A 24669-nucleotide genomic window follows, 5' to 3' on the forward strand; every position below is an offset into this window, starting at 1 on the left:
GGCAAGGTGGTCGGCATGAGAATCGCTCTGGGGACGATCCCCTTCGGGACCACCGTGGACGAGGCGACGTCGTTCGCCATCCTCGACCGCTTCGTCGAAGGCGGCGGAACGATCCTCGACACGGCCAACAACTACCCGTTCTGGCTTGAGGGCGCGACCGGTGACGAGAGCGAGACCACCATCGGCCGGTGGCTCGCCTCCCGGCGCAACCGGGACCAGGTGGTGATCAGCACCAAGTGCGGCGCCCGCCCGTCCGTGCCAGGCGCCCGTACGCTCGACGCCGCCGAGGGCCTGTCCGCCGGCGTGATCCGGGCCGCGATCGACGGCAGCCTGCGACGTCTCGGCATCGATCACGTCGATGTTTACTGGGCCCACATCGACGACAGGTCCGCGCCGCTTGAGGAGACTATCGCCGCCTTCGACGAGCTCGTGCTCGCCGGCAAGGCCAAGGAGGTGGGCGCGAGCAACCACGCGGTGTGGCGGCTGGAGCGGGCCCGCTCACTGGCGGCGGCCCGTGGGGCCACGCGTTACAGCCACGTGCAGCTGCGCCACTCCTACCTCCGTCCCCGGCCCGGGGTGCGGCTGCCCGAGGGCGGGCACACCCAGGTCACCGAGGAGCTGCTCGACTACGTGCGCTCCGAGGGCGACCTGACGCTGTGGGTCTACACCTCACTGCTCGCGGGCGCGTACGCCGGCAAGCCGCTACCCGAGCACTACGACCACCCGGGCACCACGCGGCGGCTGGCCGTGCTGGACGAGGTGGCCGGGGAGCTCGGCGCGACGCGCAACCAGGTCGTGCTGGCCTGGCTGCGGGCGCAGGACATCATCCCGATCGTCGGCGTCAGCTCGGTCGCCCAGCTTGAGGAGCTGCTCGCCGACGTCAAGCTCGACGACGAGCAGATCGCCCGCCTCGACGCCCCCGCCTGACGCCGGGCCCGCGTACGCCTGCCCCCGGATGCCTGCGAGAGGCACCCACGAAGGGCGCCTCCGAAGGGCATGCATGCCTGCTCCGAATGCCTGCGAGTCACACCCACGAAAGGGTCCGCGAAGCGCCCCTGTGAAGGGCACCCGCGAAGCGCCCGCGAAGGGCGCCTGTGAAGGCGCCTGCGGTGGGAAGCCGAACCCGGCCCCTGCCGCAGGCGCCCTTCGCCGGTGCCCGCGTACAAGCGGCCCGGGCCACGCTGTCCGGTGTCGCGTACATGCCGCCCGGGCCACGCTGTCCGGTGTCGCGTACATGCCGCCCGGGCCGCGCTATCCGGTGGCCGCCGCCTTCATCGTGCTCGGGCCGGCCATGTACGGCACGGGCCTCTGGTTCGTCACGCCTCGGTCGTCTCGACAGCGCGGGCGGCAGTCCTCTGCGGCCCCAGATCGAGCAGGCTGTCGATGCCGGCCTTGATCTGTTCCTTCGCCACTCCGAGCTCCGTGGTGAGGTGCGCGAACAGGCTCGGTGCGAACGGCGCGAGCAGCAGATGGGCAAGGACCGCGGGGTCCGCCTCGGGTTTCATCTCGCGCAGCAGCATGGACACGTGCGTGTGCATGGTGCGGTAGGCGCCGCTCTGATAGCGGGCCCCTGGTGAGGCTTTCTCCGCGGCCGCCATGATCTCGCCCTGCTCGATGATCCGGTCGGCAGCCGTGTGGAGGAATGCGCGGAGCCGCTCGGCGGGCGGGGCGCCGGGGCCTAGAGGCGGCGGACCGGTCATGAACGCCTGCTGGAAGCGCTGCTCGCCGTCGTCGAGCACGGCGAACAGGAGGCTGCTGACGTCGCCGAACCGGCGATAGACGGTGCCGACGCCCATGCCCGCGGCGTGCGCCACGGCGTTCATGGTGACGGCCGCCGGACCCTGCTCCGCGATCAGGCGAGCGGTCGCGTCGAGGATCTTCCGCCGGTTCCGGGCGGCGTCCGCGCGCTCCGGCGCGACCTGTCCGGTGACGGGAAGCTCGATGCGGGGCATGTCCCGAGGCTACCGGACGGGAGATCCAATCCCCGGGTTGCGAACCGGATTGTTATCCGATTTACTGCCATGGAACCGGATAGCTATCCGTTTGATCGTCGCTTCGAAGGATACGTCACCATGAGTGTCAAGATCGCCGTCATCTACTACTCGGCCACCGGCAACGTCCACCAGCTCGCCACGGCGATCGCCGAGGGTGCGGAGAAGGCCGGCGCCGAGGTCCGGTTGCGCCGGGTCCCCGAGCTGGCCCCCGACGCCGCCATCGACGCCAACCCGGCCTGGCGCGAACACGTCGAGGCCACCAAGCACGTGGAGGTCGCCACGCTGGACGACCTGGTCTGGGCGGACGCCTACGCCTTGGGCTCGCCGACCCGTTATGGCAACATCGCCGCGCAGCTCAAGCAGTTCATCGACACCACGGGCCCGATCTGGCAGCAGGGCGTCATGGCCAACAAGCCCGCCACCGGGTTCGCCAGCGCCCACAACGCCAACGGCGGCAACGAGTCGACGATCCTCGCCCTCTACAACACCTTCCACCACTGGGGTTCGATCATCGTCTCGCCCGGTTACACCGACCCGGTGGTCTACCCCGCGGGCGGCAACCCGTACGGCACCGCCCACCCGGGCGGCGCGGGCGCTCCCTCGGAGGAGACCCTCGCGGCCGCCCGCTACCAGGGCGAGCGCCTGGCGACCATCACCGCCCACCTCCTGGCCGGCCGGGCTGCTTGAATTACGGCATGCCGCACGTGGTGATCGTCTCCTACACCGGCTCCGAGGAAGACGCCGCTCCCTTCGTTCGCGATCACGTCGCATATCTCGAACGGCACCACGCGGACGGCGTCTTCCTCGTCTCGGGGCCGACGGTGCCGTCCTCGCAGGGCGGAGCCATCCTGGCGCACGGCGTGGACCGCGAGACCATCGATCGAATCAGCGCCGAGGACCCGTTCGTCGAGAACGGCGTCGCGACCCACACGATCACCACAATCGAGCCAGGGCGGGTTCACCCGGCCCTGGCAGCACCGCTGACCGCCGCACCGGTGTCGCAAAACTGACCGGCTAGGAGTCATGCCCATCCCTGCCGTCACGGTCATCCTCAAGGGCTCACCTATCTCCTGACGCCGCTGGGGGATCCGGCGACCGCGGCCGGAGCACGGGCTTGATCCCGCTGCAGTGAGACATCGCCTTGGCCCTGAATGACGGATCGCGACTTGGCAGGCAGCCAACATCGCATACGATGAGTGATGCGTAATCCACTCGGGGTTACGAAGTGAAGCCGGGTCAACCTCCGCAGGTGGTGGCCCGGCTTTCGCGTATCCAGACGTCATGCGGGCTCGCAGCCCACATGTGAGAGGACCACTCCCAGGCCGACAGCCCAGGGGTCCTCGTCTCGCGCGAGCGCTCTCGCCACACCACTCACCACTACGTCCGCCACCCAGAGAAGAGGCTCCTTCGCGACTGCGGCATGTCCGTATTCAAACCGCGGCGGTCGGCGCGCCAGACCGCCCAGAACCCGACGATCATGCCTGTCCTGGTTTGCCTCGCGCTCGGCGAGCACGACAGAGCGAACCTCATACGGCAGTTCCCGCACCAGCCAAGTGAGAGCCCTGGCACGTGCCGCCTCTTTGCGCTTGGGTCGATCAAAGCGACAGCCGTACACCCTCGCCTCGACGGGTGACGTCTGCCGTGGGCAACCCAGCGCCGGGCGCTCCGTATGGGGAGCAGCTAAGACGAATGGTCATCCGGCGGGCACCGTCGTGACACCCGCCGGTACGCCGAACGCGTTCAGCCGGACGAAGCTCGCCCGACCGTGCTCTCCCGCACGACCAGCGTGGACCCGGTGACAGTGTCGTTGACGGGCAGGTCGGTCTTGCTCTGCGCCCGAGCCAGCAGCCGATCCACCGCGGTCTCGGCGATCTGGCGTTTGTCAGGGGAGATGGTGGTCAGGGTGGGGGTGCTGTAGCGGCCTTCGTCGATGTCGTCGAAGCCGACTACGGCCACATCCTCGGGTACGCGCAGCCCGTGTTCGAGGAGGGCCCGGATGGCGCCCTGGGCGAGGAGGTCGGTGGCGCAGAAGAGGGCGTCCGGGAGCGGGCCGGTCCGCTGCAGAAGCTTGCGGGTGGCGAGCATGCCGTCTTTGCGGTGGTATCCGGCAGTGGGCACGATGAGGCGGGATTCGACCTTGAGGCCGGCGGCCTCCAAAGCCTGGCGGTAGCCGGCGGTGCGGAGCTGGGCGATTTCGGAGGTGGCCGCGCGCTGGGAGCCGATGAAGGCGATGCGGCGGCGGCCGATCTCGATGAGGTGTTCGGTGGCGGTGCGGGCGGCGGCGACGTTGTCGATGCCGACGTGGTCGACGAGGCCCTGGCTTGAACGTTCGCCGAGCAGCACGATCGGGGTGCGGTCGCGGCGGCCTTCGAGGTCGGCGCCGCCGAGGGCGACGGGGCTGTAGATGAGGCCTTCCACGAACTGGGTGGAGGTGCCGTTGACGACGGCGAGTTCGCGGTCGCGGTCGCCGAGCGTCTGCATGATCATCACGGTGAGGCCGCGTTTCTGGGCCACCTCGACGACGAGACGGGCCAGCTCGGAGAAGTAGGCGACGTCGAGCTCGGGGACGGCCAGGCCGATGATGCGGCTGTGTCCGCTGCGCAGGCTGCGGGCCGCGTGGTTGGGGCGATAGTCGAGCTCCTCGATGGCGGCGAGGACGCGGGCCCGCACGTCGTCGCTGACGTGAGGGTAGTTGTTGATCACGTTGGAGACCGTCTTGCGGGCGACTCCCGCTCGGGCCGCCACGTCCGCTTGGGTGACCGTCATCCCCGCCTCTGTCCGCTTCCGATGTTACGTAACGGCACAAGTGTAGCCTTTACCACGTGGCAGGCCACGTGGTAAAAACGCTCGCAATAGCCGCGAAACACTTCAGAAACCCCGATCGCGGCCTCCCGGAGGGCTCCATGCGCATCTCTCGACGGCTGATACCGATCTGCCTGACCATGTCGGCGATAACCGCCGTGACCGCCTGCTCCAACACCGCGGCGTCCTCGGGGGAGAAGTCCAACACGCTGACCATCGCGGTGTGGGGCGTCAACGAGGACATCGACAGCATCAAGGCCGCCGCCAAGGGCTTCGAGCAGGCCAACCCGGGCATCACGCTGAAGTTCAACAGGACCGACTGCGGCGCCGACTACGCCGTGTGCAAGACGCTCATCGCCGGCCGCAACATGGCGGACGTGCTCGTCACCGGCACCTGGAACTTCAACCAGATGGCCAACGACGGCGTGCTCGCCGACCTGACCGACCGCATGGCCGCCGACGGCGTGAAGGAGGAGGACTTCGTCCCCGTCGTCATCCAGTCGGACAAGGCCGCGAAGGACGGGCGCTTCTACGGCCTGCCGATGGGCTACAACGTCCAGTCGCTGTTCTACAACAAGGAGATGTTCGCCAAGGCAGGGCTGAAAGAGCCGCCGGCCGACGGCGACTACACCTACGACGACCTGCGCGAATGGTCGCGCAAGCTCACCCTGGACGCCAACGGCAACAACGCCGACAGCCCGGACTTCGATCCCAAGAACGTCGTCCAGTGGGGCTACTACAACCGCTTCGCCATCCCGTCCGAGCCGGGCTACTGGCCGGTGCTGTGGGCGTACGGCGGCGGCGTGCTCGGCGGCGACAAGCGGGACCAGTGCGACCTGGAGAAGCCCGGCACCGCGCAGGCCATGCAGCTGCTGCAGGACATGATGTGGAAGGACCACAGCTCCGTCACCCCGCAGATGGAGCAGGAGACGCCCGGCTACCTGCGCTGGATCCAGGGGCACGTGGCGATGCAGCAGGGCTCGCACGAGCAGGTCACGATCGCCGCGCAGCAGAACCCGTCGCTCAAGTACGACATGGCCGCCCTGCCGAAGGGCCCCGAGGGCAACGCGACGATGATCCAGGTGCACAGCTGGGCCGCGTACGCCAAGTCCCCGAACCTGGACAACGCCTGGAAGTTCATCAAGTACATGGCGACCGAGGGCGCCGGCAAGCAGATGGGGCTGATCCCGGCGTACAAGAAGGTCGCCGAGGGGCCCGCGTTCCTGAAGGCGCCCGGCGAGCCCGAGCACCTCAAGGAGGCGCAGCTCGACCCCGCGGCCTGGCCGCTGGCCCGTACGAACATCGACCCGCAGGGCGTGCTCGCCACGGTGCTCGGTCAGGACGGGCTCGGCCCGGCGCTGAACGACATCATCACCGGCAAGAAGCCCGCGGCCGAGGCGCTCAAGGGCACCTGCGCCAAGATCGACAAGATCCTCGCCTCCTGACGACGGGACGACCGTGATGGGCGAAACCGCACCATCGTCCGCACAGGCGCCGCGCTCCCGGGCGCGGCGCCGTGAGGCGGGCACCGCGCTGCTGTTCCTGCTGCCCCAGATCTTCGGTCTGGTGGCCTTCGTCGGCGTCCCGCTCGGCGTGTCGCTGTACTACTCGTTCACCCACTGGGACCTGGTCGCCCCCGAGCCCACCTGGATCGGGCTGGAGAACTGGACGCACCTGCTCGAGGACGAGCGCGTGCCGAAGGTGCTGTGGAACACGATCAAGTTCATCTTCACCGGCACCCTCAGCTTCCTGCTGATGTCGCTGGTGGCCGCGCTGCTCACCTACCGGCCGCGGCGCGGGGTGGCGTTCTACCGGGCGCTGCTGTTCCTGCCGTACGTGCTGTCGCAGATCGCGGTCGGCATCGTCTGGCGCTGGATGTTCAACACCGAGTCCGGGCCGATCAACGCCGCGATCGAGCTGTTCGGCGTGGACGGGCCGCAGTGGCTGCTCGACCCGGCGACGGCGATGCCCGCCATCGCGCTGGTCACCACCTGGCAGGGGCTCGGCTACGGCATGACGCTCTACATCGCCTCCCTGCACGGGGTGCCCGAGGCCCTGCCGGAGGCGGCGAAGATCGACGGCGCGAACGCCTGGCAGCGCTTCCGCCACGTGATGCTGCCGATGATCTCACCGACGGTGCTGTTCCTCGTGGTCACCTCGCTGATCGGCGCCCTGCAGCTGTTCGACCCGGTGGTCGCCATGACCACCTCGGGCGGCAGCATCGGCATGGCCGGCGGGCCCGACGACTCCACGCGCACGGTGGTGCTCTACATGTACAACCAGATGTTCAACTACAACGAGCGCCTGTCCGGGCTCGGTTACGCCGCGGCGATCGCCTGGGTGCTGGCCCTGCTGACCTTCGTGCTCACGCTCGTCCAGTGGGCGTTCAGCAAGCGGTGGGTCTTCTACGCCGGTGAGGGCGCCGCCAAGAAGGGCGGCCAGGGATGACGGTCACCGACACGATCAAGGTGGGCGCGCCGAGCCTGGCCGCGCAGCCCGCGCCCGGCTTCCACCAGGCGCGCAAGCGGGCCAGGACCGGCTTCTACCACGTCGGAATGACGGTGCTGGTGGTGCTCTACATCCTGCCGGTGCTGTGGGCGGCGTCGATGTCGCTGCGTACGGACGCCCACATGTTCGACGCCGACCAGCTCATCCCGCACCCGATCACCTTCGAGCACTACGTGAACCTGTTCACGATCCTGCCGGACTTCGGGCGGTACGTCGGCAACACGGTGCTGATCGCCGTGGTCGGCACGGCCGGCACGCTGCTGTCGAGTTCGCTCGCCGGGTACGCGCTGGCCCGCTTCACCTTCCCGGGCCAGCGGGCGCTGCTGATGGTGATCCTGCTGACGCTGATGGTGCCGCCGCAGGTGACGCTCATCCCGCAGTACGTCATCTTCCGCAACCTGAACTGGCTCGACACCCCGCTGCCGATCATCGTGCCGATGCTGTTCGGCGGCGCGCTGCCCACGTTCTTCTTCCGGCAGTTCTTCCTCACGCTGCCGCGCGAGCTGGAGGACGCCGCCGCGATCGACGGCGCGGGCCGCTGGCGCACGTTCTTCTCGGTGATGGCACCGCTGGCCGGGCCGGCGTACCTGGCGATGGGGCTGCTGACGTTCGTCCAGCTCTGGAACAGCTTCTTCGTCAACAGCATCTACCTGCAGGACCAGAACCAGTGGGTGCTCACCCAGGCGCTGCAGAGCCTCATCGGCCGCTACAACAGCCAGTACGGCGAGATCATGGCCGGCGTCACCCTCGTCTCCCTGCCGATCGTCATCGGCTACGTCCTCGTCCAGCGCTGGGTGGTGCGCGGCATCGCCTTCAGCGGCATGGCCAACTGACTCTCGCTCTTCTCCCGGAAAGGGACCCCCGTACGTGAAGATCCCCGCCACGACCGCGACCGTCCGAGTGCACCCGGCCCGCCGCGCCGACCACCCGCTGTCGAAGTCGAAGTTCGCCGTCTTCAACAGCGGCATCGTGCACGCCCCGACCTACCGCCGCGACGAGGCCGCGCTGCGCGCCGCGCATCCCGAGTCGGTCCGCATCGACATCGGCTGGGGCGCCCAATGGATCGGCTACGAGCGCCCGATCAGCACGCCCACGCCGGACGGCTTCGTCTACGACTTCTCCGAGCTGGACGAGATCGGAACGTTCCTCAACGGCCTCGGCATCCGCCCCTACTGGTCGTACTGCTACGTGCCGGCCCCCTACCAGCCCGAGGGCGGCGACTGGCGCGACCTCGCCGACGACGCCGGCTGGGCGGAGATGGTCCGCGCCTACGTCGCCGGCGCCCGCGAGCGCGGCGTCAAGGTCGGCTACCACGAGGTCTACAACGAGCCCGACCTGCGCGACGAGAAGACCGGCGAGGCCGTCTTCTACGGCGGCGACCTGGACGACTACCTGCAGCTCTACCGCACGGCCGCGCCCGCGATCCGCGAAGCCGACCCCGACACCCCGGTGGGCGGCCCGGCCCTGGCCATGGTGCTGCCGAACGAGCACTGGATCCCGGCCTTCCTCGACACCGTACGGTCGGAGAAGCTGCCGCTGGACTTCTTCTCCTTCCACCACTACGGCACCCACAGCGTGCATGTGGCCCTGGAGAAGGTGCTGCGCCACCTGGAGGAGCGCCCCGACCTGGCGGACGTGGAGGTGCACCTCAACGAGTACAACTCCTACCCGGTGCACTATCCGCGCGGCGGCACCCAGGACGGCCACCACATGGCGGCGGCCCTGCTCGCCGACTTCGCCACGCTCCTCGCCGCGCCGGGGCTGACGAAGGTGAACTGGGCGCAGTTCCTCGACAGCGGCCAGGACAACTACTCGGGCATGGTCACCATCGACGGCGAGCGCAAGCCGGTGCTCAGCGCGTACGAGTTCTACCAGAACATGCCGACCGATCGCTGTGTGATCGAGATCGACGGCCCGCCCGAGGTCGGCGGGCTGGCCGGCGTCGAGCCCGGCCGGCTGAGCGTGGCCGTGTGGAACCGCTCGCCCCGCGCCGTGCGGGTCCGCCTCGACCTGGGCGAGGGCACGTACGAGAGCGTCGCGCTGCGCAGGATCGACGACGGCAACGACGGCGCCGAGGCCGAGCACCTGCCCGCCGAGCGCTTCTGGGATCTGGAGCTGCCCCGCGGCGGCGTCGCCCTGCTGGAGGCGACCGACACCGCCGCGCGGACCGCCCCGCCCGCCCCCGCAGGCGCCGTCCGCCGGGTCCGCCACCGCTACACCGCCCGCACCACGAGCGCGTGGGCCGACCTGGACGAGGCCACCACCACCTTCCGCCTCGGCACCGCGACCGACCCGCACGCCGTGCCCGTCATCACCGCCGACCTGGAGGGCTGCGGCGAGACGATCACCGTCACCGGGCGGCTCACCGACGCGTCCGGCGCGCCCCTCACCGGCGGACGGCTCGTCGTCCGCATCGACGGCGGCCTCGGGCAGAGCCGCGAGGTCTACCTGGACGAGCAGGCCCCGCAGACGGTGGACCTCACCGGCCTCGCCGCCGAGCTCGGCCGGGCGCGCGTCACGGTCGCGCTGCGCGGCGCGCCCGAGCACGCCTTCGCCACCGTCACCCTCACCTGACCACCCTCACCAGCGCATCATCGGGGACCTTAAGGAGTACCGTGCCCACGCCCTTGCACGACCAGCATCCGCGCCCGCTGCTGGCCCGCGCCGACTGGCAGGACCTCGGCGGCGACTGGCGGTTCGCCTACGACGACGGCGACGTCGGCCTCGCCGAACACTGGGAGCGCCGCGATGACGTGTTCGACCAGACGATCACGGTGCCCTTCCCGCCGGAGTCCCCGGCCAGCGGCATCGGCGACACCGGCTACCACCCGGTGCTGTGGTACCGCCGCACCGTCGAGGTGGAGCCGCCGGAGGCGGGCCGGCGGGTGATGCTGCGCTTCGGCGCGGTCGACTACCGCGCCGACGTGTGGGTGAACGGCGAGCACGTCGCCTTCCACGAAGGCGGCCAGACCCCGTTCGGCGCCGACATCACCGACGCGCTGTCCGCCGACGGCCGGCAGGTGATCGTCGTACGCGCCTTCGACGACCCGCACGACCTGGAGCAGCCGCGCGGCAAGCAGGACTGGCAGGAGCGCCCGCACGTCATCTGGTACGAGCGCACCACCGGCATCTGGCAGCCCGTCTGGCTGGAGGAGGTGCCCGCCGACCACGTCGAGCACCTGCGCTGGACGCCCGGCGGCACCCCCGGCGAGGTCGATCTGGATCTGCGGCTGGCCCGCCGCACCACCGGACCTGTCCAGGTGACGGTACGGCTGGAGCTCGACGGCCGCGTGCTGGCCGAGGAGACGTCCACCGTCACCGGCTACCGGCTGCGTACGCGCCTGGTCGTGCAGGACGGCGACCACGACGCCGAACCGCACCACCTGCAGTGGACGCCTGAGCGGCCGACCCTGTGCCAGGCGACGATCACCGTCCACGGCGAATCCTCCGAGGACGTCGTGCACAGCTACGTCGGGTTCAGGACGGTCGGCACCGACGCCCGGTCGTTCCTGCTGAACGGCCTGCCGTACAAGCTGCGCATGGCCCTGTCGCAGGGGTACTGGCCGCAGTCGCACCTGGCCGCCCCGGACGCGGCGGCGCTGCGCACCGAGGTCGAGCTGATCAAGCAGCTCGGCTTCAACGGCATCCGCGTCCACCAGAAGGCCGAGGACCCGCGCTTCCTGTACTGGTGCGACCGGCTCGGCGTGCTGGTGTGGGCCGACGCGGCGGCCTCGTACTCGTTCAGCCCGCGCTCGCTGGCCCGCATCACGCGCGAGTGGATCGAGATCGTCGAACGGGACGCCGGCCACCCGTGCGTCGTGGCCTGGGTCGCGTTCAACGAGAGCTGGGGCGTGCCGCAGGTGGCGCATTCGGCCGCGCAGCGCGACGCCGTACGCGGCCTGTACCACCTGCTCAAAGCGCTCGACCCGAGCCGGCCGGTGATCGGCAACGACGGCTGGGAGTACGTCAGCGGCGACCTGCTCGGCGTCCACGACTACACCCACGACCCCGAGGCCATCCGCGACCGCTACGCCGCCCGCCTGGAGGACACCGTCGCCACCGGACGGCCGGGCGGCCGTGCGCTCACCCTCACCGGCGACGCGCCCGCCGTGCCGGTGGTGCTCAGCGAGTTCGGCGGCTTCACCCACGCCCCCGACGACCCCACCACCTGGACCGGCTACGGCGTCGCCGACACGCCCGAGCAGCTCCTCGAACGGCTCGGCACGCTGCTGGACGCCGTGCACGAGGCCGGCGACCTGGCGGGGTTCTGCTTCACCCAGCTCACCGACACCGGACAGGAACGCAACGGACTGCTGACCGAGGACCGCAAACCCAAGGCCGACCCCGAGTCCATCGCCCGCATCATCCGCGGCCGGAGGTGACCGCACCCATGAAAAGACCGTTGAGAACCCTCGCCACCGTCGCGACCACCCTGCTGATCAGCACGGCGCTCGCCGCCCGGCCCGTCCACGCAGCCGACGCCACCGTCACCGCCGACTTCGCCACCCCCGTCGACTACCCCCTCGTCAAGAGCAAGTTCGGCCTGTTCAACAGCGGGTACGTGTCGCCGGCCCGCTGGAAGCGCGACGCCGCCAAGATGGCGGCGCTGCGGCCGGCGCGGGTGCGCTGGGAGACCATGTGGGGCAACGAGCAGCACGGCTGGACCCCCTTGGTCACCGGCTCGCCCTCCCACCCGCGCTACCACTTCGCGCAGATCGACCGGCTCGCCGACCTCATCAAGACCGCCGGCGCGCAGCCGGTGCCCGCGCTCACGTACACGCCCGGCATCCTCAAACCGTCCGGCGGCAACTGGAACGACCCGCCCAAGGACCCCTCCGTGTGGGCTACGAAGATCGTCCCCGCCCTCGTCGCCCACTGGAAGAAGACCGGGCGGCGCGCCGGCTCGTACGAGATCTGGAACGAACCCGACCTGCCCGGCGTGTTCTGGACCGGCACCCAGCAGCAGTACCTCGACCTGTACCGCGACGCCTCCCGCGCCATACGCGCCGCCGACCCGGACGCCTACGTCGAGGGCCCGGCGCTGTGCTGCGTGGGGTGGAAGACCGAGTTCGTCAACCGCGTCCTCGCCGACAACCTGCCCTTGGACGGCTTCTCCTTCCACGCCTACACCGACGCCACCGACGGCAGCCTGGAGAACAACTACCAGGGAGCCACCGACTCCGGCCTGACCGCATACCGGATGGCCACCGTCGACGACAACCTCAACGAGTACAACTGGTCACACGACTTCACCGTGCCCACCGACGTCATCACCCACCGCGGGGCCGCCGAGCTGCTGAAGAGCTTCAAGGCGCTGCTGGCCAAGCCGTGGATCACGCACGTCGAATGGGCGCAGTTCCAGGACCCGGTCTGCCCCACGACCTGCGACGTCATCGGGCTGCTCGACCGCGAGGGGCACGTGCGGGCCTCGTACAACGCTTTCAAGCTGTACGCCGGCATGCCCGTGGCCCGCAAGCAGCTCACCATCGACGGCGCCGTCGACGGCCTGGCCTCCTCCGACTCCCACAAGTCCGGCGTGCTGCTCTGGAACACCTCCGGCACCACCCAGGACGTCACCGCCTCGTTGACCAACATCCCCTTCGCTGAGGGCGACTTCCGCGTCTACCGCATCGACGCCGACCACGCGAGCTACGAGGACAACCCCGCCAGCGAGACCCTCACCCCCGTCGAGCAGCAGCTCGGCGTCTCCACCGCCGGCCTGACCTGGACGGGCACCATCCCCGACCACGGCATCGTCTACCTGGAGGCCGAGGACGGCACCGGCACCTCGTCCCTCGACCCGGTTGACGTCGGCACCGTCATCCGCGACCTGCAGTACATGCCGAACCACGGCAAGAAGAGCTACGCGAGCTTCGACCGCCGCACCTGGACCGCCGAGATCGGCATGGGCACCGAGACCTGGGCCGACACCGCCGCCGGCGTCGTGGCGACCGACCTCCCCGGCACGTTGCGCATCCGCGCGGAGAGCACCGGCACCTTCCAGAACCTCGACGCCAACAGCCTGCACGGCGTGCGCATCGACTTCGAGACCGCCTCCGGCTACACCAAGGGGGTGCTGCTGCACGGCGGCCTCTACAACAGCACCCGATCCGCTCCCATGCCCTGGGGCACCAAGCGGCAGGCCGACCAGGTCATCCACGTCACCGACTTCTCCGACTTCACCGTCAACCTGCCCGACCTCGCCCCGCCCGGCTGGACCGGACGCGTCACCATGAGCTTCCACCAGCAGAACACCGGCCCCGGCACCCGCACCACCTTCACCGTCCGGCCCGCCTGACACCCCGGCCTGTGCGTCCTTCCCGCCGTACCGGGTTGCGGCGGGGAGGACGCACACATTCGGACGACGCGCGCAGCGGGCACCGGCATACCGGCGATACAGGCGAAGGCCGAAGCGTCTCAGGCCAGGTGGTCGGAGAGGTAGCGGCGGACGAGGCGTTTGCACTCGGCGATGAGGTCGGGGTCGCCGTCGGGGTGGACGCGGAAGGCCAGTTTGAGCACGGCGTCGGCCGCCTCCACGGCGACGACGAAGGCGCGCGACAGGCCGTCGCCCGGCGCCACGCCGAGCCGGTCGACGATGAGGGAGCGCAGCCGGTCGGCCACGATCACGTTGTTCTCCAGCGCCTCGTCGAGCATCCGCTGGGTGCCGGGCAGGGCGGGGCCGCCGGGAGCGGCGAGCACCTCGCCGAAGTCCACCACCCCGAAGCCCGGCGTGGTCCGCTTCATGCGGACGAACTCGTCCACGACCAGGTCAACGGTGTCGGTCCAGTCGGACAGCGGCACGGCGGCCAGCCGGGACGCGATCCGGTCGAGGTACGCCTCAAGGTTCCGCAGCGCGAGCGCGCGGACCAGGCTCTGCTTGTCGGTGAAGAACTGGTAGAAGGTCCCGATCGGCACCTCGGCCCGGCGGGCGACCTCCTTGGTGGTCAGGGCGGCGTACCCCACCTCGTCGAGCAGCAGGGCGCACTCGTCCAGCATGCGCTCGACCCGCTCCTGACTGCGGCGCTGCGCGGGCCGTCGGCGTAGCGCTCCCCCTGTCGTCATTCCGCCATTCTCTCCCGCTTTTCGACCAACCGAGCTAACATGAGTTTCCCTCATATTAGCTGAGAGAGGCGGCACTATGTTCCTCTGGGGCACGGCCACCGCGTCCTACCAGATCGAAGGCGCGGTGAACGAGGACGGCAGAGGGCCCTCCGTCTGGGACACCTTCTCGCACACGCCGGGAAAGGTCCGCGACGGGCACACGGGAGACGTGGCCTGCGACCACTATCACCGCTACGCCGAGGACGTGGCGCTGATGGCCGGCCTCGGCGTCAACGCCTACCGCTTCTCCATCGCCTGGCCGCGGGTGATGCCCACCGGCGCCGGGCCGGTCAACCAGGCCGGTCTCGACTTCTACGACCGCCTGGTCGACGCGCTGTGCGAGCGCGGCATCACCCCCGTGCCGACGCTCTTCCACTGGGACCTGCCGCAGGCGCTGGAGGACGAGGGCGGCTGGCTCAGCCGTGACACCTCCCGCCGTTTCGCCGACTACGCCGCCGTCGTGGCCGAACGGCTGACCGACCGCGTACGGATGTGGATCACGCTCAACGAGCCGTTCGTCCACATGGTGGAGGGATACGGCCTGGGCATCCACGCCCCGGGCAGGGCGCTCATGTTCGACGCGCTGCCGGTGGCCCACCACCAGTTGCTCGGGCACGGCCTGGCCACGCAGGCCCTGCGGGCGGCCGGGGCGGAGCAGGTGCTGATCACCAACAACTGCACCCCGGTCTGGCCCGCCTCGGACTCACCGGAGGACCTCGCCGCCGCCGAGACGTACGACATCCTGCACAACCGGCTGTTCAACGACCCGGTCCTCACCGGCGCCTACCCCGACCTGACGGCGTTCGGCGTCGAGATCCCCGTACGGCCCGGCGACCTGGAGACGATCGGCCAGCCCCTCGACGGGCTGGGGATCAACTACTACAACCCCACCCGGATCGGAGGTCCGGGCGGCGACGGCCTGCCGTTCCGGTTCGAGGAGATCTCCGGCGTTCCCACCACCGCGTTCGGCTGGCCCGTCGTCCCCGACGGCCTGCGCGAACTGCTCGACTCCCTCAAGGCCAGGTACGGCGAAGCGCTGCCGCCCGTCTACATCACCGAGAACGGCTGCTCGTACGACGGCCTGGACGACCAGGAGCGGATCGCCTACCTCGACGGCCACATCACGGCCATGCGCCGGGCGGACGTGGACCTGCGGGGCTACTTCGTCTGGTCGCTGCTGGACAACTTCGAGTGGGCCGAGGGCTATCACCAGCGGTTCGGGCTGGTCCACGTCGACTTCGAGACCCAGGAGCGCACCCCGAAGGCGTCCTACCACTGGCTGCGGAAGTTCCTGGAGGCTCAGAGCACCGACACGTGAACGTGGTCGTAGTGGTTGGCGGTGATGCCGCCGCGGTCGGACATCATCCGCCAGCCGGTCCGCGTGCGCATGTCGTAGTAGCGCTGCTGCCAGATGATGTACATGATCCCGTACTCGCTCGCGTGCTGGATGCACCACTGGGCGAGGGCGTCGCCGCGCTCCTTGGCCACGGCGTCGGGCATGCGGCCGCCGCTGCTCATCATGAAGTCGCAGGCCCGGCCCTTGCCGTGCTCTCCCGGGTCGCCGGCCCGCAGGCAGCCGACGCCGAACGGCATCGGGAACTGGGACATGATCGCGTTGCGCGTCGAGATCATGCGCTGCGTCAGGCCGGTGCCGGCGTCGGGCGTCTGGAAGCCGTACTTCAGCAACATCCGCTCGATCTCGCCGCGCTTCGCCTTGAGCTCCTTGATGTGGTCCTGCAGCTTGTCGATCTCCTTGGCGGCCGCGGCGGCGGCCTTCTTCTGCTTGGCGACGAGATCCTTGACGCCGTTGAGCCGCTCGGTCCTGGCGGTGCCCAGATAGGCCAGCGTCGCCAGCGAGCTGGGGTCGGCCGACAGGGAGAAGATCCGGGAGGCGTCCGCGCCCCCGCTCATGTACGAGGTCTGGGCGAACGCGGCCACCTGCCGCTGGGCCGCGAGCAGGTCCGACTTCAGCTTCTTGACGTTGCTGGACGCCTTCTGCGCGGCCCTCTTCGCGTCGTCCAGGCTGAGGATCTCGCCGCGATACTCCTTCTGGAGCGCGGCGGCCTCCTGGGTGAGCTTGCGGAGCTTGGCCTGCTGATCCGGCTCGGCCTCGGCGGTGAGCTCACCCGAGATGGCGCCCGAGACGGACGGTGCGATGAGCAACGCGGTGGCGACCACCGCAAGCCTGGCCCAGCGCCGCACGCGACCTCCACTCGGATTCGGCCTGAAACTATAGGAGACGATCTTTACGTCTGCTACCGGAACAGGTGAAACTCTTGGGCCCAAAGCGGACACTCGCCAAGTTTCTCGTTTTGCGACAAACGGCTGGCAGCAGTGGCCGGTCGGCCTGACGGCGTACGCGGGCGGGCCGGAGCCCGCGCTGAACGACTGGGCGCGCAGCGACAGCACGCTCGACGACGGTGCCGGCATCACCACGAAGGACCACGAAGGACACGGTCTACTTCGGCTTCGGCGCGGAGGGTGCGACGACCCAGGCGATGCGGACGGACCTGGTCCGCCGCGCCCTGACGCACCTGCTCGGCAAGCCGCATCGGTAGAACCCGCGGCCCGGCCCGTGCCACCCGGCGCGGGCCGGGCCCCGGCGCGGGCCGGGCCCCGGCGGCTCTTGCCAAGGCCGAGCAGAACATGGTTCGGTCTCACTGAGTGCGCGAAGACGCGCCCGAGCAGGAGGCAGGCCATGCTGCAGCACGACACGCTGTTCATCGGGGGCGACTGGGTGGCCCCCGCGGGCACCGACACGATCGAGGTGATCTCCCCCCACACCGAGGAAGTCGTCGGCCGGGTCCCGGACGGCACCGCCGCCGACATGGACCGGGCCGTCGCGGCCGCCAGGGACGCCTTCGACAACGGGCCCTGGCCGCGGATGACGATGGCCGAGCGTGCGGCGGTCGTGGGCCGGCTGGCGGAGATCTACGAGGCCCGCCAGGCCGAGATGGCCGGGATCATCACCACCGAGATGGGCTCCCCCATCACGTTCTCCCAGCTCGCCCAGGCCCCGCAGCCGCTGGGCATGCTCAAGTATTACGCCGGTCTCGGCGCGACGTTCCCCGTAGAGGAGGAGCGGCCCGGCCTGTTCGGCCCGATCGTCGTCCGCCGCGAGCCGGTCGGCGTGGTGGCGGCCGTCGTTCCCTGGAACGTCCCCCAGTTCGTGCTCATGACCAAGCTGGCCCCGGCCCTCGTCGCGGGCTGCACCGTGGTGGTCAAACCGGCCCCCGAGACGCCGCTCGACTCCTACCTGCTCGCCGAGATGATCCAGGAGTCCGGCATCCCCGCCGGGGTCGTCAACATCGTCGCGGCCGGTCGCGAGGCGGGCGAGCACCTGGTCTCCCACCCCGGCGTCGACAAGGTCGCCTTCACCGGCTCGACCGCCGCGGGTCGCAGGATCGCGTCGATCTGCGGCGAGCAGCTCAAGCGCTGCACGCTCGAACTCGGCGGCAAGTCGGCGGCGATCATCCTGGACGACTGCGACCTGCCCTCGGCCATGGGCTTCCTGTCGATGGCCTCACTCATGAACAACGGCCAGGCGTGCGTCGCGCAGACCCGCATCCTCGCCTCCCGCAACCGGTACGACGAGGTGGTCCAGGCCGTCGCCGAGATGGTCACGGGCCAGCCGGTGGGCGACCCCGCCGACCCTGCCACCGGGATCGGTCCGCTGGTGGCCAGGCGGCAGCAGGAACGGGTCGAGGGCTACATCAGGGCGGGCATCGAGGAGGGCGCCAAGCCCGTCGTCGGCGGCCTCGACCGGCCGTACGACCGGGGCTGGTACGTCGCCCCGACCGTCTTCGCCGGGGCCACCAACGACATGCGCATCGCCCGCGAGGAGATCTTCGGCCCGGTGCTCACGGTGATCCCGTACGAGGACGAGGCGGACGCCGTGCGGATCGCCAACGACAGCGACTACGGCCTGTCGGGCTCGGTCTGGACCGCCGACACCGAGCACGGCATGGACGTCGCCCGCCGGGTGCGCACCGGCACCTACGGCGTCAACATGATGCACACGCTCGACCCGAACACGCCGTTCGGCGGCTTCAAGGCCAGCGGCCTCGGCCGGGAGCTCGGCCCCGAGGGCCTGGCCGCCTACCTGGAGACCAAGTCCATCGCCCGCCTGGGCTGACGCGTCCCTCCGGCCCGGCGCGGCGTGCGTGCCGCACCGGGCCGGTGAAACCGCCCAGCGCGCCCCCGCGACGCTGGGCCACACCGTGTGAGGGTGTGCGCCGATCCCCCAATCGGCGGTGCGGGCGGAGACGACCCAGGATCCGCACACCCCCTATAGACGCCCCTTATGGGGATTTGGTTCTAGAAATCCACTGACCAATTTTCCGTACGAGGTCAGGGGTGGCCGCGGCCTCCGCGTGGCCGTAGCCGGGCTCGATCCACAGCTCCTTCGGCTCGGCCGCGTGCTCGTACAGCTGGTAGGCGTGCTCGGTGGGGAAGAACGGGTCGCTGTCGCCGTGCACGATCAGCAGCGGCGTGGGCGCGATGAGGGCCGCCGCCTCGTACGGCGGAAGCGGCACGGGGTCCCACCCGCCGCCGGCGATCCTGGTGCGCTTGACCAGCCGGGCCGCCAGCCGGCCGTGCCAGCGTTCGATCGCCCAGTGGACCTGCCGCATGGGCTTGGTGCCGCGGTAGTACCAGCGGGCCGGGCCGCTCACCGACACCACCCCGTCCACGCCGCCGTGCAGCGCGGCATGCCGTACGACCACGGCGGCGCCCATGGAGAAGCCGACGGTCGCGACGCGCTTGTAGCCGATCGCGCGGGCGTGCTTGACCGCCGCGTCCACGTCGAGGACCTCCAGGTCACCCACGGTCGACTGGCCGCCGGAGCGGCCGTGCCCCCGGAAGTCGAACGACACCACGCCGCCGAACCGCGACAGCACGTGCACGATGCGCCGGGTGTCCGGCCCCCTCCAGGTGCCGGTGAAGCCGTGCGCGACGACGATGCCGAGATCGAGTGAACTGTTGGGCGTGTGCGCCGCGTCGATGCGGACACCGTCCGCCGTGCGCAGCATCGCTCCGAAAGCAGCAGCGAGAGCCATGCCCCCGACCTTATTTCCCACCACTTCACCCCCTGTGCGACGGGGATCTCGTCCAGCCACGCTGAGGAACAGCACCATCTAGAAAGTTCCCAGGGCGTTGCCGATGGAATGCGGCTCGCGGCGGCGGTGTTGCCATCCAGGGTCCCGTACGGCGGCGGCGTGTGGCGGCGACGGGGATCAACTAAAATGGGTAGGCCGTGTATGCGGCGGATGTGCGTCTCGCTTCGGTCCCGGGACGCGGACGACACCCCGACGAACCAGAGCGAGAACTTCACTATGCCTATGAACACCCGCGACGACCTGCGGAACATCGCGATCATCGCGCACGTCGACCACGGCAAGACCACGCTGGTCGACGCGATGCTGTGGCAGTCCGGAGCGTTCCGGGCCAACCAGGACGTCGACGAGCGGGTCATGGACTCCAACGACCTGGAGCGCGAGAAGGGGATCACCATTCTCGCGAAGAACACCGCGGTCAGGCACGGCGGCATGACCCTGAACATCATCGACACGCCCGGCCACGCCGACTTCGGCGGCGAGGTCGAGCGCGGCCTGTCGATGGTGGACGGCGTGGTCCTGCTGGTGGACGCCTCCGAGGGCCCGCTGCCGCAGACCCGCTTCGTGCTGCGCAAGGCGCTCGCCGCGAAGATGCCGGTGATCCTGTGCATCAACAAGGTCGACCGGCCGGACGCCCGCATCGCCGAGGTCGTCGACGAGGTCTACGAGCTGTTCATCGACCTCGACGCGACCGAGGAGCAGATCGACTTCCCGATCGTGTACGCCTCGGCCAAGGCCGGGCGCGCCTCGCTGGAGCGCCCCGCCGACGGCGGGATGCCCGACTCCCCCGACCTGGAGCCGCTGTTCGAGACGATCAAGAACACGATCCCGGCGCCGGTCTACGACCCGTCCGCGCCGCTCCAGGCCCACGTCACCAACCTCGACGCCTCCAGTTACCTGGGCCGGATCGCGCTGTGCCGCGTCCACCAGGGCACGATCCGCAAGGGCCAGCAGGTCGCGTGGTGCCGCACCGACGGCAGCGTGCAGCGCGTCAAGATCTCCGAGCTGCTGATGACCGAGGCGCTGGAGCGCAAGCCCGCCGAGGAGGCCGGGCCCGGCGACATCATCGCGATCGCCGGCATCCCGGACATCATGATCGGCGAGACGCTGGCCGACCCCGACGACCCCCGCCCGCTGCCGCTGATCACGGTCGACGAGCCGGCGATCTCCATGACGATCGGCACCAACACCAGCCCGCTGGTCGGCAAGGTCAAGGGCGCAAAGGTCACCGCCCGCCTCGTGAAGGACCGCCTCGACAAGGAGCTGGTCGGCAACGTCTCGCTACGCGTCCTGCCCACCGAGAGCCCGGACTCCTGGGAGGTGCAGGGCCGCGGCGAGCTGGCCCTGGCGATCCTCGTGGAGCAGATGCGCCGCGAGGGCTACGAACTGACGGTCGGCAAGCCGCAGGTCGTGACCAAGGTCATCGACGGCAAGGTGCACGAGCCGGTCGAGCGCCTCACGGTCGACTGCCCGGAGGAATACCTGGGCGCCGTCACCCAGCTCCTGGCCGTACGCAAGGGCCGCATGGAGCACATGACCAACCACGGCACCGGCTGGATCCGCATGGAGTTCCTGGTGCCGGCGCGCGGCCTGATCGGCTTCCGCACCGAGTTCCTCACCGAGACCCGCGGCACCGGTCTCGTGCACCACGTGTTCGAGACGTACGAGCCGTGGTTCGGCGAGCTGCGCACCCGCAACAACGGCTCGCTGGTGGCCGACCGCGCGGGCCAGGTCACCGCCTTCGCCATGATCAACCTGCAGGAGCGCGGCACGCTGTTCGTCTCCCCCGGCACCGAGGTGTACGAGGGCATGATCATCGGGGAGAACTCCCGCTCCGACGACATGGACGTGAACATCACCAAGGAGAAGAAGCTCACCAACATGCGCTCCTCCACCAGTGAGGAGACCGAGAAGGTGATCCCGCCGCGCGTCCTGTCCCTGGAGCAGGCCCTGGAGTTCATCCGCGACGACGAGTGCGTCGAGATCACCTCGGAGACCGTGCGCATCCGCAAGGTCGTCCTCGACGCGGCCAGCCGTGGCCGCGCCGCCGCCCGCGCCAAGCGCGGCAACTGAGCTCCACCATCCGAAGCCCCCGCCGGCCCGATCGGCGGGGGCTTCGGCTTTCCCGCCCGCCCCCACCCGCACCCGCGCCGCCCCACGCCCGGCCTGGCCTATCTCACGCCGCCCCGCACCGGCCTGGCCCGGCGCGTCCGGGCCCCGCTCGCGGCCGGCTCACGGGACCTGCCGGGACGAGCGGTCAGGAGTCTCCGGTGGGCCAGGTCAGCCGGCCCGCGCGCAGGTCGTCCACGATCGACCGCAGCCAGCGCTCCTCCGCCTCGGTGACCGCGAGCAGATACTCGCTCTCGATGGCGGTCACCCTGGGCAGGTCGTCCGTCTGCGCCGCCAGGGCGGCCTCCAGGCCCGCCCTCGTCTCCGCCAGCCGCTCGGCACGGCGTTCCAGCAGCCGCAGCGCGTCCGCGGGCGGGATCATCATCAGGTGTGACAGTGCCGCGGGGAACTGCGGGAACTCCTGCTTCGGCACGGCCAGCATCTGGTCCAGCCACTCGCGGGCGACGCGCCGTCCCGCATCGGTGAGTTCATAGACGGTCCGCTCCGGATAGGCCGGGTCACGGGTGGTCTCGCGGACCGCGATCAGCCCCTCGGCGTGCAACCGCTCGATCGTGCGGTAGAGCCCGGCCCGCTGGCTCACGTTGACGACCTGGTCCTTGCCCCACTGCTTGATCAGCCGCTGCACGGCGTACGGGTGCATCGGCTCGTGGTGCAGCAGCGCCAGCACGGTCAGGGCGAGCGGGGAACTGCGAAGGGAAGCGCTCATGACCCACATACTAGCTTCAAACGAACTAGTTGACGAGTAACTAGTTTCAATGCAACTATCTCCTTGCGAGCGATCAACGGCTCGCTAAGGACGAGGAGTGGTGAGCATGAGCAAGGTGACCAGCGCGTTGGTGATCGGCGGCGGCATCGCCGGGCCGGTGACGGCGCTCGCTCTGGCCAAGGCGGGCATCCGGGCGACGGTGTACGAAGCCCACGACAGCGCAGCGGACGGCGTCGGGGCGATGCTCAGCCTGGCCCCGAACGGGATCGACGCGCTGCGGATCGTGGGAGCGGACGAGGCCGTACGGGCCGTGGGACAGCCGGTCCCCGGCGTCGTGATGGCCGACGGCGCCGGGAACCGGCTCGCCGAGTTCGGCGGGTTCCCCGGCCTGCCGCCCACGCTGGCGATGCCGCGCGCCGCCCTCTTCCGCGCCCTGGCCGATCACGCGGTGACGGCGGGCGTGCGGATCGAGTACGGCAAGCCGCTCGTCTCCGCCGAGGAGACCCCTGAGGGGGTGACCGCCATGTTCGCGGACGGCACCACCGCCACCGCCGACGTGCTGATCGGCGCCGACGGCATCCGGTCCACGGTCCGCACGCTGATCGACCCCGGCGCTCCCGGCCCCGAGTATGGCGGGGTCCTCAGCTTCGGCGGCTACGCCGGTGACGGCGGTGTCCGGGCCGATGAGGGCGTCATGCACTTCGCCTTCGGCCGCACCTTCATCGGCTACTGGCGGCTGCCCGACGGCCGCATCTGCTGGTTCGCGAGCCTGCCCCGCACCGAGCCCCTCACCTACGCCGAGGTCGTCCGCACGCCCGCCGCGGACTGGCTGGCCCGCCTGCGCGACCTCTACGCCGGTCACGTCCCGGGCGAGAAGCTGCTGGCGGGCACCGACCCGGCGGACCTCATGATCACCGGCCCGATGGAGCGCATGCCGTCACTGCCGCGCTGGCACCGCGGCCGCATGGTCCTCGTCGGCGACGCGGCCCACGCCCCGTCGTCCAGCTCAGGCCAGGGCGCCTCGCTGGCTGCGGAGAGCGCCGTCGAACTGGCCCGCTGCCTGCGCGACCTGCCGCCGGCCGAGGCGTTCGCGGCGTTCGAGCGCCTCCGGCGCCCCCGGGTGGAGATGATCGGCGGCGACGCCGCGGCCAAGAACAAGGCCAAGGCCGGGCAGGCCGGCGACAGGCCCGCCATGCCGACCCCCGAGCAGATGTTCGCCCCCGTCCACCGGCACCACATCGACTGGGACGCGCCCGTCACCGCCTGACCGGCGGGGCGGCACCGGCAAGAGGCGTGAACGGCCGGTGAGGATGGCCTCGTGCACCGACTCGGTCAGCCGGCGAGACGCTCCCGGGCGGCCTCCCGCACCTCGCTCGGAGTGCGCCCGAAACGGTTGCGGAAGACCCGGGCGAAGTGGGCCTGGCTGGAGAACCCCCACCGGTAGGCGACGTCGGCGATCCGCGTCTCCCCCGCCCGGGGCTCTCCGAGCTCGACACTGGCCCGCTGCAGCCGACGTTCCAGGATGTAACGGGCCGGGGTCGTGCCGGCCGCATCGAAGATCCGGGCGAGCTGCCGCACCGAGATCCCGAGGACGCGAGCGACCTCCGCGGCGTTCAGCCGCGGGTCGTGCAGGTGTCGCTCGATGTGCTCCTTGGCGATGACGAGCTGGGCCGCGGAGGGAGTCGATCCACCGGAACGCTCCAGCGTGAGCAGGCGGATCAGCCCGAGCACGGCGCGCTGCGTCTCCTCCGGGCCGTCGCCGCCGCGCATCCCGACGAGCTCGCCGAGCAGCGAGCGCAGGCTCGACACGAGCGCGCCCTCGTGCGCGCCGCCCCGGCCGAAGAGCATCGGCACCGGAACGCCGTCGGGCCGGCATGCCTCGGCGAACAGGTCGTGCGGGATGTCCACCAGGATCTGCCGCATCGACGAGGAGAAGCCGAAGAGGTACGGCTTGCGCGTGTCGTAGACCAGTAGGTCGCCGGCCGACGCGGACACGCAGCCGTTCTCGTGCAGGAAGACCGCCTCGCCCCTGAGCAGCAGGCTGGCGAAGACCGAGTCCTTCGGCGTGGACCTCGCCATCTGCGGGGTCCGCTCGATCACGTGCGCGTTGCCCGCGATGTCCGCGAGCCGTACGTCGCCGAGCCGCATGTTGATCTGCCTGGCCAGCAGGCCCCGGTCGGAGTAGGACCGGCAGGAAAGGCCCACCAGCGTCTTGCGGTTGTACTCTTCCCAGTAGTCGATCCGCTCCGCGGGCGCGACGTTCTCCGTCGTCGCCCGGGAGATCACGGAGACCGCGTTCGCGGGCATCACAGAT

21 protein-coding genes are annotated in these 24669 nt (G+C 70.3%); 14 read left to right on the forward strand and 7 right to left on the reverse strand.

Features of this window, described 5'->3' with window-relative positions; all coding sequences use genetic code 11:
- The first annotated feature begins 15 nt into the window (after nt 1-15).
- Nucleotides 16-927: an aldo/keto reductase gene (locus OHB01_RS02385; protein WP_328709310.1), complete on the forward strand. Its 912-nt coding sequence runs from the start codon at nt 16-18 to the stop codon at nt 925-927.
- A gap of 389 nt (nt 928-1316) precedes the next feature.
- On the opposite strand, the gene OHB01_RS02390 is transcribed toward OHB01_RS02385, so the two are convergent.
- Nucleotides 1317-1952, reverse strand: coding sequence for a TetR/AcrR family transcriptional regulator (locus OHB01_RS02390; RefSeq protein ID WP_142645999.1), 636 nt, complete (start codon nt 1950-1952; stop codon nt 1317-1319).
- A gap of 120 nt (nt 1953-2072) precedes the next feature.
- On the opposite strand from OHB01_RS02390, the gene wrbA reads away from it, so the two are divergent.
- Both wrbA and OHB01_RS02400 read left to right on the forward strand, forming a co-directional pair.
- The gene (gene wrbA, locus OHB01_RS02395) at nt 2073-2681 is read left to right on the forward strand and encodes an NAD(P)H:quinone oxidoreductase (protein ID WP_147943773.1); all 609 of its coding nucleotides are present in this window, start codon (nt 2073-2075) and stop codon (nt 2679-2681) included.
- Nucleotides 2682-2689: 8 nt separating this feature from the next.
- Nucleotides 2690-3004, forward strand: coding sequence for a YciI family protein (locus OHB01_RS02400; RefSeq protein WP_328709309.1), 315 nt, complete (start codon nt 2690-2692; stop codon nt 3002-3004).
- A gap of 730 nt (nt 3005-3734) precedes the next feature.
- Here the strand turns inward: OHB01_RS02400 and OHB01_RS02405 are convergent.
- Nucleotides 3735-4760, reverse strand: a complete 1026-nt coding sequence (locus OHB01_RS02405; RefSeq protein ID WP_142646001.1) for a LacI family DNA-binding transcriptional regulator — start codon at nt 4758-4760, stop codon at nt 3735-3737.
- Between the two features lie 137 nt (nt 4761-4897).
- On the opposite strand from OHB01_RS02405, the gene OHB01_RS02410 reads away from it, so the two are divergent.
- Genes OHB01_RS02410 through OHB01_RS02435 form a run of 6 tightly spaced genes read left to right on the forward strand, consistent with a single transcriptional unit; the run spans nt 4898 to nt 13602 of the window.
- Nucleotides 4898-6241 carry a sugar ABC transporter substrate-binding protein gene (locus OHB01_RS02410; RefSeq protein ID WP_328709308.1) on the forward strand — a complete coding sequence of 448 codons (1344 nt, stop codon included), beginning with the start codon at nt 4898-4900 and terminating at the stop codon, nt 6239-6241.
- 16 nt (nt 6242-6257) lie between these two features.
- Nucleotides 6258-7244 carry a carbohydrate ABC transporter permease gene (locus OHB01_RS02415; RefSeq protein WP_142646003.1) on the forward strand — a complete coding sequence of 329 codons (987 nt, stop codon included), beginning with the start codon at nt 6258-6260 and terminating at the stop codon, nt 7242-7244.
- Nucleotides 7241-8137: a carbohydrate ABC transporter permease gene (locus tag OHB01_RS02420; protein WP_328854881.1), complete on the forward strand. Its 897-nt coding sequence runs from the start codon at nt 7241-7243 to the stop codon at nt 8135-8137. Before OHB01_RS02415 ends, OHB01_RS02420 begins: the two co-directional genes overlap by 4 nt.
- A gap of 34 nt (nt 8138-8171) precedes the next feature.
- Nucleotides 8172-9878 (forward strand): GH39 family glycosyl hydrolase, encoded by a 1707-nt coding sequence (locus OHB01_RS02425; protein WP_142646005.1) that lies wholly within the window; start codon nt 8172-8174, stop codon nt 9876-9878.
- Between the two features lie 41 nt (nt 9879-9919).
- Nucleotides 9920-11686: a sugar-binding domain-containing protein gene (locus tag OHB01_RS02430; protein ID WP_328854882.1), complete on the forward strand. Its 1767-nt coding sequence runs from the start codon at nt 9920-9922 to the stop codon at nt 11684-11686.
- An 8-nt stretch (nt 11687-11694) separates the two neighbouring features.
- Entirely contained in the window at nt 11695-13602 is a 1908-nt protein-coding gene (locus OHB01_RS02435; RefSeq protein WP_328854883.1) for a GH39 family glycosyl hydrolase, read from the forward strand.
- Nucleotides 13603-13721: 119 nt separating this feature from the next.
- On the opposite strand, the gene OHB01_RS02440 is transcribed toward OHB01_RS02435, so the two are convergent.
- Entirely contained in the window at nt 13722-14366 is a 645-nt protein-coding gene (locus OHB01_RS02440; RefSeq protein WP_142646008.1) for a TetR/AcrR family transcriptional regulator, read from the reverse strand.
- 76 nt (nt 14367-14442) lie between these two features.
- On the opposite strand from OHB01_RS02440, the gene OHB01_RS02445 reads away from it, so the two are divergent.
- The gene (locus OHB01_RS02445) at nt 14443-15723 is read left to right on the forward strand and encodes a GH1 family beta-glucosidase (protein ID WP_147943780.1); all 1281 of its coding nucleotides are present in this window, start codon (nt 14443-14445) and stop codon (nt 15721-15723) included.
- On the opposite strand, the gene OHB01_RS02450 is transcribed toward OHB01_RS02445, so the two are convergent.
- Complete coding sequence (locus OHB01_RS02450) at nt 15705-16607, reverse strand: coiled-coil domain-containing protein (protein WP_142646010.1); 903 nt, start codon at nt 16605-16607, stop codon at nt 15705-15707. The two genes, OHB01_RS02445 and OHB01_RS02450, sit on opposite strands and share 19 nt — an antisense overlap.
- 218 nt (nt 16608-16825) lie before the next feature.
- Here OHB01_RS02450 and OHB01_RS02455 point away from each other — a divergent pair, with 218 nt between their 5' ends.
- Nucleotides 16826-16963, forward strand: coding sequence for a hypothetical protein (locus OHB01_RS02455; protein ID WP_328854884.1), 138 nt, complete (start codon nt 16826-16828; stop codon nt 16961-16963).
- A 140-nt stretch (nt 16964-17103) separates the two neighbouring features.
- Complete coding sequence (locus OHB01_RS02460) at nt 17104-18540, forward strand: aldehyde dehydrogenase (RefSeq protein WP_147943781.1); 1437 nt, start codon at nt 17104-17106, stop codon at nt 18538-18540.
- 166 nt (nt 18541-18706) lie between these two features.
- Here the strand turns inward: OHB01_RS02460 and OHB01_RS02465 are convergent, their stop codons facing one another.
- Complete coding sequence (locus OHB01_RS02465; protein WP_240971081.1) at nt 18707-19462, reverse strand: alpha/beta hydrolase; 756 nt, start codon at nt 19460-19462, stop codon at nt 18707-18709.
- 276 nt (nt 19463-19738) lie between these two features.
- Between OHB01_RS02465 and typA the strand changes: the two genes are divergently transcribed.
- A complete protein-coding gene (gene typA / locus OHB01_RS02470; RefSeq protein ID WP_142646011.1) occupies nt 19739-21592 on the forward strand; it encodes a translational GTPase TypA in 1854 nt (617 codons plus the stop codon).
- A 184-nt stretch (nt 21593-21776) separates the two neighbouring features.
- Here typA and OHB01_RS02475 read toward each other — a convergent pair whose 3' ends face one another.
- Nucleotides 21777-22355 (reverse strand): PadR family transcriptional regulator, encoded by a 579-nt coding sequence (locus tag OHB01_RS02475; protein ID WP_142646012.1) that lies wholly within the window; start codon nt 22353-22355, stop codon nt 21777-21779.
- Between the two features lie 106 nt (nt 22356-22461).
- On the opposite strand from OHB01_RS02475, the gene OHB01_RS02480 reads away from it, so the two are divergent.
- On the forward strand, nt 22462-23622 hold the full coding sequence (locus OHB01_RS02480; protein WP_142646013.1) for an FAD-dependent monooxygenase: 1161 nt from the start codon (nt 22462-22464) through the stop codon (nt 23620-23622).
- A 65-nt stretch (nt 23623-23687) separates the two neighbouring features.
- Here the strand turns inward: OHB01_RS02480 and OHB01_RS02485 are convergent, their stop codons facing one another.
- Nucleotides 23688-24662 carry a helix-turn-helix domain-containing protein gene (locus OHB01_RS02485; protein WP_142646014.1) on the reverse strand — a complete coding sequence of 325 codons (975 nt, stop codon included), beginning with the start codon at nt 24660-24662 and terminating at the stop codon, nt 23688-23690.
- Between the last annotated feature and the right edge of the window lie 7 nt (nt 24663-24669).

This window comes from Microbispora hainanensis, from assembly GCF_036186745.1.
Lineage (GTDB): Bacteria > Actinomycetota > Actinomycetes > Streptosporangiales > Streptosporangiaceae > Microbispora.

Bases quoted from the DNA above. Each gene is read 5' to 3' on its own strand.
- OHB01_RS02460 (WP_147943781.1), top strand. From the start codon at position 17,104: ATGCTGCAGCACGACACGCTGTTCATCGGGGGCGACTGGGTGGCCCCC.
- OHB01_RS02445 (WP_147943780.1), top strand. From the start codon at position 14,443: ATGTTCCTCTGGGGCACGGCCACCGCGTCCTACCAGATCGAAGGCGCG.
- typA (WP_142646011.1), top strand. From the start codon at position 19,739: ATGCCTATGAACACCCGCGACGACCTGCGGAACATCGCGATCATCGCG.
- OHB01_RS02415 (WP_142646003.1), top strand. From the start codon at position 6,258: ATGGGCGAAACCGCACCATCGTCCGCACAGGCGCCGCGCTCCCGGGCG.
- OHB01_RS02410 (WP_328709308.1), top strand. From the start codon at position 4,898: ATGCGCATCTCTCGACGGCTGATACCGATCTGCCTGACCATGTCGGCG.
- OHB01_RS02440 (WP_142646008.1), bottom strand. From the start codon at position 14,366: ATGACGACAGGGGGAGCGCTACGCCGACGGCCCGCGCAGCGCCGCAGT.
- OHB01_RS02465 (WP_240971081.1), bottom strand. From the start codon at position 19,462: ATGGCTCTCGCTGCTGCTTTCGGAGCGATGCTGCGCACGGCGGACGGT.
- OHB01_RS02475 (WP_142646012.1), bottom strand. From the start codon at position 22,355: ATGAGCGCTTCCCTTCGCAGTTCCCCGCTCGCCCTGACCGTGCTGGCG.
- OHB01_RS02485 (WP_142646014.1), bottom strand. From the start codon at position 24,662: ATGCCCGCGAACGCGGTCTCCGTGATCTCCCGGGCGACGACGGAGAAC.
- OHB01_RS02480 (WP_142646013.1), top strand. From the start codon at position 22,462: ATGAGCAAGGTGACCAGCGCGTTGGTGATCGGCGGCGGCATCGCCGGG.
- OHB01_RS02405 (WP_142646001.1), bottom strand. From the start codon at position 4,760: ATGACGGTCACCCAAGCGGACGTGGCGGCCCGAGCGGGAGTCGCCCGC.
- OHB01_RS02420 (WP_328854881.1), top strand. From the start codon at position 7,241: ATGACGGTCACCGACACGATCAAGGTGGGCGCGCCGAGCCTGGCCGCG.
- OHB01_RS02385 (WP_328709310.1), top strand. From the start codon at position 16: ATGAGAATCGCTCTGGGGACGATCCCCTTCGGGACCACCGTGGACGAG.
- wrbA (WP_147943773.1), top strand. From the start codon at position 2,073: ATGAGTGTCAAGATCGCCGTCATCTACTACTCGGCCACCGGCAACGTC.
- OHB01_RS02400 (WP_328709309.1), top strand. From the start codon at position 2,690: ATGCCGCACGTGGTGATCGTCTCCTACACCGGCTCCGAGGAAGACGCC.
- OHB01_RS02390 (WP_142645999.1), bottom strand. From the start codon at position 1,952: ATGCCCCGCATCGAGCTTCCCGTCACCGGACAGGTCGCGCCGGAGCGC.
- OHB01_RS02435 (WP_328854883.1), top strand. From the start codon at position 11,695: ATGAAAAGACCGTTGAGAACCCTCGCCACCGTCGCGACCACCCTGCTG.